This window comes from Cryobacterium aureum (assembly GCF_002954245.1).
Taxonomy (GTDB): Bacteria; Actinomycetota; Actinomycetes; order Actinomycetales; family Microbacteriaceae; genus Cryobacterium; species Cryobacterium aureum.
The window spans coordinates 1-6,582 of record NZ_PPTG01000015.1; the positions used below are offsets into that span (position 1 = coordinate 1).

The window sequence follows — 6,582 nt, forward strand, 5'->3', positions numbered from 1 at the left end:
CACCAGCGCCTAACAATCCGGCGAAGAGAGCCAGTGGCCCCAAGCCGCACCACCACTGGCTCTCTTCGGCACGAACGGTGGCTCTGAACCGCACGATCGGGTGGCTCTCAAGGGATCAAATACTCAACGCTGGCAGAACTCGCGAATTCCAACCTGCTTCTGCTGGCTACGTCTCCCCGACGATGCCGCCGCAAGTATTCTCATGATCAGAAACTAGCAACACAAAGCGATCACAAAACACCGCTACCGAACGCCGAAATCCACAGGCGTTCTCTTATCGACGTTCTGAACACCGTGAATGGTCTCCACCACGCCAGGATCAACGTCCGATCAATCTCGGACGGCATCGACCCCGCTACTTCTTCGGGCTGGCTGATACTGAACAGGCTCGCCACCCTGGCCGAGTACGAACGCGAGCTCATCACCGAGCGAGTGAATGCGGGCATCGCGGCTGCCCGCGAATCCGGAACCCGATTCGGCCGACCGGTCAGCGATTCGGCCGTCACTGTTGAAGCTCGCAATCGTCGCCCAGGCACGAGCCTCAGGAAAGACAGCAGAGCAAGCGGCCCGACTGACCGGCTGGAGCAGAGCGACGCGCTACCGCCAACAACAACATGCCACGAAATCCACGACATAAACCCAACCGGTGCCGCCAACCACGAACTTCAAAACACGACCACAAGATTCGGAGCTTTTCACGTTAGGCCTTCAATACAGCGACCGCGGAGATTTTATTAGTTAACGCGATTGATTGACATCAAACATACGTATGAGTTAGCTTGAAAAGCATCAAAGGTACGTTTGTTTAGATCGAGGGACGCATGGCACAGACGCCGCTTTACCGCAAGGTGCAGGAGTTGCTCCTCGACCGAATCAACCGGATGCAGATCGGTGAGATGCTCCCCCCTGAGCCAGAGCTAGAGCACGAATTCAGCGTGAGTCGTGCCACAGTTCGTCGCGCGATTGAGAACCTTGTTCAGAGTGGCGTGCTCGAGAAGCGACAGGGACGCGGTACGACTATCCGCGATCATCCAGAGGCCCAAGACGTCGGCCGGGTATATAGCTGGAAAGCGGAGATGGCACGTCGCGGCGTCGAATCCTCGAGTCGACTGCTCAGCATTGGGCGCGACAAACCATCACGTCGTATCGCGCAAGAACTTCGACTGAGCGCTGACGAACTTGTCGTGGTGGTCTCACGACTGCAGTTGGTGAAGGGCGCGCCCATCGCGCTGATTGTGAATACCCTGCGGGAGCGGTATGTGCCAGACCTCGTCGAACGCGGTTTGCCTGCTGAATCGCTTTACGAGGAACTCACCGGCCGCTACGGACTATCGCTCGCTGGTGGTGAGGAAACGATAGGCGCCCGTGAAGCGACTGCAACCGAAGCCTCACTGCTGGAGGTTCCGGAGGGGTCGGCACTATTGAACGTGCGACGGGTGACACTACTTCGGGGCAACGTGCCGTTTGAGGTCGTCGACATGGCCGCCCGGGGCGACAAGTACAAGTACCACGCGACGCTCGCAGGAGCGCTGCGGAAGCGTGGGTAGAGAACAGGAAAAGATAGGTAGGACAGCCATGCACCTCAGTAATGTACGTGTCAGCCTCGACGATGGCTCACTGACGCCGGATGATGCCATCCGCGCGGCGGGGCAGCTGCTCGTTAAAGACGGTTTTGCGGAACCCCGCTATTCGGAGGCGATGATCGACGCGTTCCGCGACCTCGGCCCGTACATCGTGCTGGTACCCGGTATTGCGATGCCACATGCTCGCCCCGAGGCCGGCGCGATTCGTGATGGCCTCGCTGTGCTTCGTTTGGCGCAGCCGGTCGAGTTCGGTCACCCAGAGAACGACCCCGTTCGTCTCGTGATCCCGCTCGTCGGCAGCGATAACCATTCGCACATCGAACTACTGAAACGCCTGTCGCGAGTGCTGATGGATCCCGAGGCAGTCAACACGCTTCTCACTACCGAGGACACCGCTGCAGTCACCGCGCTCTTCACCGACTTGCAGAACTGAACAATGAAGCTCATCACAACCTGGAGGAATGAACAATGAAGATCATCACAACCTGCGGCATGGGCTTCGGCACCAGCCTGATGCTGCTCATGGAGCTTCAATCCATTGGTGCGAAGCACGGAATCACTATCGAGGGCGAGGCACTCGACATCTCAAGCGTCCACGGCCAAAACTGTGACGCGATCTTTGGATCGAACGAGATCGTCAAGTCGCTCGATGGCATCACGGTCCCCGTGGTCGGAATCAAGAACATCCTCGACAAGGCCGAGATCGAGGCCAAGCTGCTCGAGCTCATCAAGTCGACCGGATCAGAAAAGGGTTAGCGAGCATGCTTGATTTCATCACCAGCTTTCTATCGACACCTGCGTTCATCATCGGCCTTATCGCACTCGTCGGATTGATAGCGCTGCGCAAGTCGGCATCGGCCGTCGTCAAGGGCACGCTAAAGACGGTTCTCGGCTTCATGATCCTGCAAGCAGGCGCGGGAATAATCGTGGCGAGCCTCCTGGTGTTCAGCACAATGTTCCAGGACGCCTTTGGCCTCAATGGGGTCGTCGCCGAAGACAACGCCATTGCGGCGGCCGTTCAGACGGTGCTCGGCTTCGAGACATCGCTCATTCTCGTTTTCGGCTTTCTCATCAACGTGCTGCTGGCCAGAGTCACGCCACTGAAGTACATCTTCCTTACCGGCCACATGATGTTCTCCATGGCAGCGACGATCGCTATCACCTTGGACCAGATGGGCGTATCTGGTTGGCTCGCCATTGGTATCGGCTCCGTCATCCAAGGCCTCGCTTCGGTGGTGTTCCCCGCACTCGCACAACCATTTGTGCGAAAGGTAACGGGCAACGACAACGTGGCTTTGGGATTCTACGGCTCATCACTCATCTGGCTCAGTGGTTGGATCGGTGGAAAGCTGGGCAACATTCCCGGAGGGCGGGCAAGAGTTCAGAGGCCGCTGAAAACCACAGAAGATATCCAGATCAGCGAGAAGTGGGACTTTCTGAAGGAAATGTCGGTGCTCATGAGCCTGGTCATGGTCATCGTATTCGCTGTCACGGCCGCGTTCACGAGTCCGAGCGTGCTCGCCGAGGTCAGCGGTGGCAAACCGGTCGCAATCATGGTGCTGACACAGGCACTGACCTTCGTTGTCGGCATCCTCATCCTGTTGCAGGGCGTACGCATGTTCCTCGGCGAGCTCGTTCCGGCTTTCAAGGGTTTCAGCGAAAAGATCGTGCCCGGAGCCAAACCCGCGCTTGACATCCCGGTCTTCTACTCATTCGCGCCCAACGCGACGACAATCGGATTCCTGATGGCCCTCATCGGCGGAACGCTCGCCACAGTCGTCTCGGGCTTTTTGTCGGTCGTCGTGTTGCCGTCAGTCATCGGCCTGTTCTTCATGGGAGCAGCGGCCGGTGTCTTCGGTAATGCCTACGGCGGGCGCAGGGGCGCCATCATTGCCGGGTTCCTGCTCGGTTTCCTATTCCAATTCATCGTTGCACTCGCATACCCGCTGATCGGGCTCGGCGACTACGGCATTGTCGGGCTGTGGTTCGCGTCGCCAGACGCGATACTCGTCGTCGCGCTCATGCGAGCCGTCGGCCTGCTCTTCGGCGTTTGATATAAGAAAGAAAGAACATCATGGGAAAGATCCGCACAGTTCTGGGCGACATCGAGCCGGAGAAGCTCGGTTTTACATACCCGCACGAGCACCTGTGGTGCAGCCCGCCAGCCTCGCAGCCGGACCGCGATCTCGAGCTCACTACTTATGAGGCTTCGCTGTATGAGCTCAAACTCTTCAAATCGGTGGGCGGCGGAACGGTCGTAGACGGGTCACCACTCGACTACGGCCGTGACGGCCGGATGCTGAAGCAGCTCGCTATTGACTCAGGTGTCAACGTGCTCGGACTCACCGGCTTTAACAAGCACGTCTACTACCCAGACTGGGTGCAGGTCGTGCCGATCGATTTCCTTGTCGAGCGCATGGTGAAGGACATTACCGTTGGCATGGATGGTTCAGACGCCAAGGCCGGTCTCATCAAGGGCGGCTCCTGGTACAACCTCGTACACCCGCTGGAACGGAAGACGACGATTGCACTCGCGCGAGCATCATTGGAGACGGGTGCCCCCATCTGGCTGCACACAGAAGCTGGGACCATGGGCATGGAAATGCTCGACATCATCGAGAACGAAGGCGTTGATCTCGAGACCGTCGTCGTTGGCCACTCCGACCGAAACGCTGACCCTCGATACCACCTCCAGATGCTGGAGCGGGGTGCCTATATCGAGTTCGACGGACCCGGCAAAGTGAAGTACTACCCTGACAGCGTGCGTGTCGACCTGGTGCGTAACGTCATCGACCACGGCTTTGCAGACAAGCTCATGATCTCCGGCGACATGGGCCGAAAAAGCTATCTCGAAGGCTACGGCGGTGGCCCCGGGTTCCGCTTCATCAAACAGATCTTCGTCCCGCGCCTCATCGAAGAGGGCATCCCAGAAGATGTCGTCCACAAGATTTTCCACGACAATCCGGCCGCATGGCTAGGGAAGTTCTAGGAGTTATCGTGACAAAGTACCTGCTTGCAGAGATGACACGTGACGAGGTCGAGGCTCGACTTTCCAGCGCACCCATCGCGATATTGCCGCTCGGCGCAACAGAACAGCACGGCCACCACTTGCCCCTAGGCACGGACATCCAGCTTGCCGAAGCGTACGCGTTGCGCATCGCCGAAAGGGTTGATGGCGTAATCCTGCCATCCGTCCCGTTCGGGTACTCCTGGGTGTGGCAGGACCTTCCTGGCACCATCACCGTGGGCCACCGCACGCTTGAGGCGCTGCTCGCCGATGTGATCGAGAGCGCAGAGCGCAGTGGGTTCGGGATGCTTGTGCTCGTCGATGGTCATGACTCGAACAAGACATCCATGAAGTTCGTGGTGCGAGAGTACGCGGCGCACTCCGCATTTCCCGTCGTGCGACTCTTCTATCCCGATCTCGACGACGTGCGACGCAGCAACTGCGAGTCCGGTACTTGGCACGGCATGATCCACGCCTGCGAATTCGAGACATCGCTGATGCTCGCTTCGCACCCAGACCTCGTCGATATGACGAAGGCCGTGCGGGAATATCCAGACGCATCCGATGCGTACGAGTACGGTGCTGAACAGCTCGGAAACATCAGCAAGAGCGGTGTCTTCGGAGATGCCACCCTAGCCACTGCCGCGAAGGGAAGGGCCATGCTTGACCGATTCGTTGACGATGCTGTACAGATCATCAACGGGGCGCGGCGATGACGATGCGGCGCCTACTCAAAGTAGATCGATCCCATAACCATCCATGAGTGGACATGGGTTCCTTAAAAAACGAATACCCCGCATAGCGAAGTCTTCGGCTGGCGACGTCCCGGTAACCGGTCGGTCGTATTACTAATACGAACGCAAAACCACCCCAGACAGACGAACTAATTCTGAGGCGTCTCACAATTCAATACAGATAGCGCAGCCGGAAACCATTGCTAGCCGCACGATCGGGATGAGCTTCCCAAGGCGGCGGCGGCGCCGACGGTGGTAGGTCAGCTCAATTTAGATCAAACATCGCGAGGTGCAGTTCTTCCAGCGTCGCCCACCCGCTTGGTCGAGAACGTTGAGGTGTTGCCCCCCGTTCTACGTGGCCGGTTTCGTGGCAGCAGCGGCCGTTTGCGCGGACGTACTTCCGCGGGATCGGCGCGGCTGCGCTGTTCACACACTTCCTGCTGCAGCTCGCCGAGTTCGTCCCGGATCTGGGCGAGTTGAGGGACCTTGGTTGCAGGGTCACTCGTCTTCTCTTCGTAACCAAATTCGTCATCTGGACCCACCGTCATTCCGCGTGTGTCGCGGAGTCCAACCGTCGGTGAATCATCGAGAGCGTCCCAAGGACGTCCAGCGCATCTTGCTCAGTGAGGACCCATTCAATGCGCGGTTCGTGAGCCACTGGGTTTCGGAATGCACTGAATAGCCCTTTGGCTAAGCTTGAATCCACCGGTCGACCTTGAGGTTTTGACGGCGCGTTAAATCGAGAATGCCCCTCTGACCAGCTAAAATAGTTGTTATCTAGACAAACTATTCAACGCTCAGGGAGACATCTCGTAGATGCAACTTTCTCACACTCACCGGTCCTTATCTGCATCCTTCGACGACCCCAACCTCGTGTCGTCAGCCGGACTGGTCCCCACGATGGCACTGGCTGCAAAAACGGGCCTCGGCTCCCTGATCGATGAGTGGGTGAAACTGCCCGGTTACTTCGGCGCGAACGCCGGCCTGAAAGCGCTGGCACTGGTCGCAGGAATGCTCACCGGCGCCGACTCCATCGACGATATGGCCGTGCTCCGGTACGGCGCCCTCCGGAAATTGTTCACCGGAACCTATGCGCCCTCGACCCTGGGATCGTTCCTGCGCGCCTTCGCTGAGCCTGTCAAGTGTTTTGTGTAAGTGTTGGGAGTTGGTTAGAGGTGGGGGTTGATTCGGTCGGGGTAGATCATCACGAGCTGGCTTAGTGCTTGCTTCCAGTTGGTGGTGATTTGGCCTTCTACGA

The 6,582-nt window shown here is 58.3% G+C and carries 7 protein-coding genes and 2 pseudogenes; 8 read left to right on the forward strand and 1 reads right to left on the reverse strand.

Annotation, left to right across the window (positions count from 1 at the left end; all coding sequences use genetic code 11):
* Positions 1-267: 267 nt before the first annotated feature.
* The 7 genes and pseudogenes from CJ028_RS21915 to CJ028_RS21945 all read left to right on the forward strand — a co-directional run.
* A pseudogene (locus CJ028_RS21915) lies at positions 268-637 on the forward strand (recombinase family protein); the annotation flags it as partial.
* Between the two features lie 184 nt (positions 638-821).
* Complete coding sequence (locus tag CJ028_RS21920) at positions 822-1,547, forward strand: GntR family transcriptional regulator (protein ID WP_105034538.1); 726 nt, start codon at positions 822-824, stop codon at positions 1,545-1,547.
* A gap of 28 nt (positions 1,548-1,575) precedes the next feature.
* On the forward strand, positions 1,576-2,016 hold the full coding sequence (locus CJ028_RS21925; RefSeq protein ID WP_105034539.1) for a PTS sugar transporter subunit IIA: 441 nt from the start codon (positions 1,576-1,578) through the stop codon (positions 2,014-2,016).
* 35 nt (positions 2,017-2,051) lie between these two features.
* On the forward strand, positions 2,052-2,339 hold the full coding sequence (locus CJ028_RS21930) for a PTS sugar transporter subunit IIB (protein ID WP_105034540.1): 288 nt from the start codon (positions 2,052-2,054) through the stop codon (positions 2,337-2,339).
* Between the two features lie 5 nt (positions 2,340-2,344).
* Positions 2,345-3,637, forward strand: coding sequence for a PTS ascorbate transporter subunit IIC (gene ulaA, locus CJ028_RS21935; protein WP_105034541.1), 1,293 nt, complete (start codon positions 2,345-2,347; stop codon positions 3,635-3,637).
* A gap of 20 nt (positions 3,638-3,657) precedes the next feature.
* Complete coding sequence (locus CJ028_RS21940; RefSeq protein ID WP_105034542.1) at positions 3,658-4,572, forward strand: phosphotriesterase family protein; 915 nt, start codon at positions 3,658-3,660, stop codon at positions 4,570-4,572.
* Between the two features lie 8 nt (positions 4,573-4,580).
* On the forward strand, positions 4,581-5,306 hold the full coding sequence (locus CJ028_RS21945; RefSeq protein WP_105034543.1) for a creatininase family protein: 726 nt from the start codon (positions 4,581-4,583) through the stop codon (positions 5,304-5,306).
* Between the two features lie 562 nt (positions 5,307-5,868).
* Here CJ028_RS21945 and CJ028_RS21950 read toward each other — a convergent pair.
* Positions 5,869-6,030 (reverse strand): TIGR02391 family protein, encoded by a 162-nt coding sequence (locus CJ028_RS21950; protein ID WP_276309372.1) that lies wholly within the window; start codon positions 6,028-6,030, stop codon positions 5,869-5,871.
* A gap of 110 nt (positions 6,031-6,140) precedes the next feature.
* On the opposite strand from CJ028_RS21950, the pseudogene CJ028_RS21955 reads away from it, so the two are divergent.
* Positions 6,141-6,452 (forward strand): annotated as a pseudogene (locus CJ028_RS21955) (IS1380 family transposase); the annotation flags it as partial.
* Positions 6,453-6,582: the final 130 nt, after the last annotated feature.

Coding starts and splice junctions, on each gene's coding strand:
- CJ028_RS21925 (WP_105034539.1), top strand. CDS start 1,576: ATGCACCTCAGTAATGTACGTGTCAGCCTCGACGATGGCTCACTGACG.
- ulaA (WP_105034541.1), top strand. CDS start 2,345: ATGCTTGATTTCATCACCAGCTTTCTATCGACACCTGCGTTCATCATC.
- CJ028_RS21930 (WP_105034540.1), top strand. CDS start 2,052: ATGAAGATCATCACAACCTGCGGCATGGGCTTCGGCACCAGCCTGATG.
- CJ028_RS21920 (WP_105034538.1), top strand. CDS start 822: ATGGCACAGACGCCGCTTTACCGCAAGGTGCAGGAGTTGCTCCTCGAC.
- CJ028_RS21940 (WP_105034542.1), top strand. CDS start 3,658: ATGGGAAAGATCCGCACAGTTCTGGGCGACATCGAGCCGGAGAAGCTC.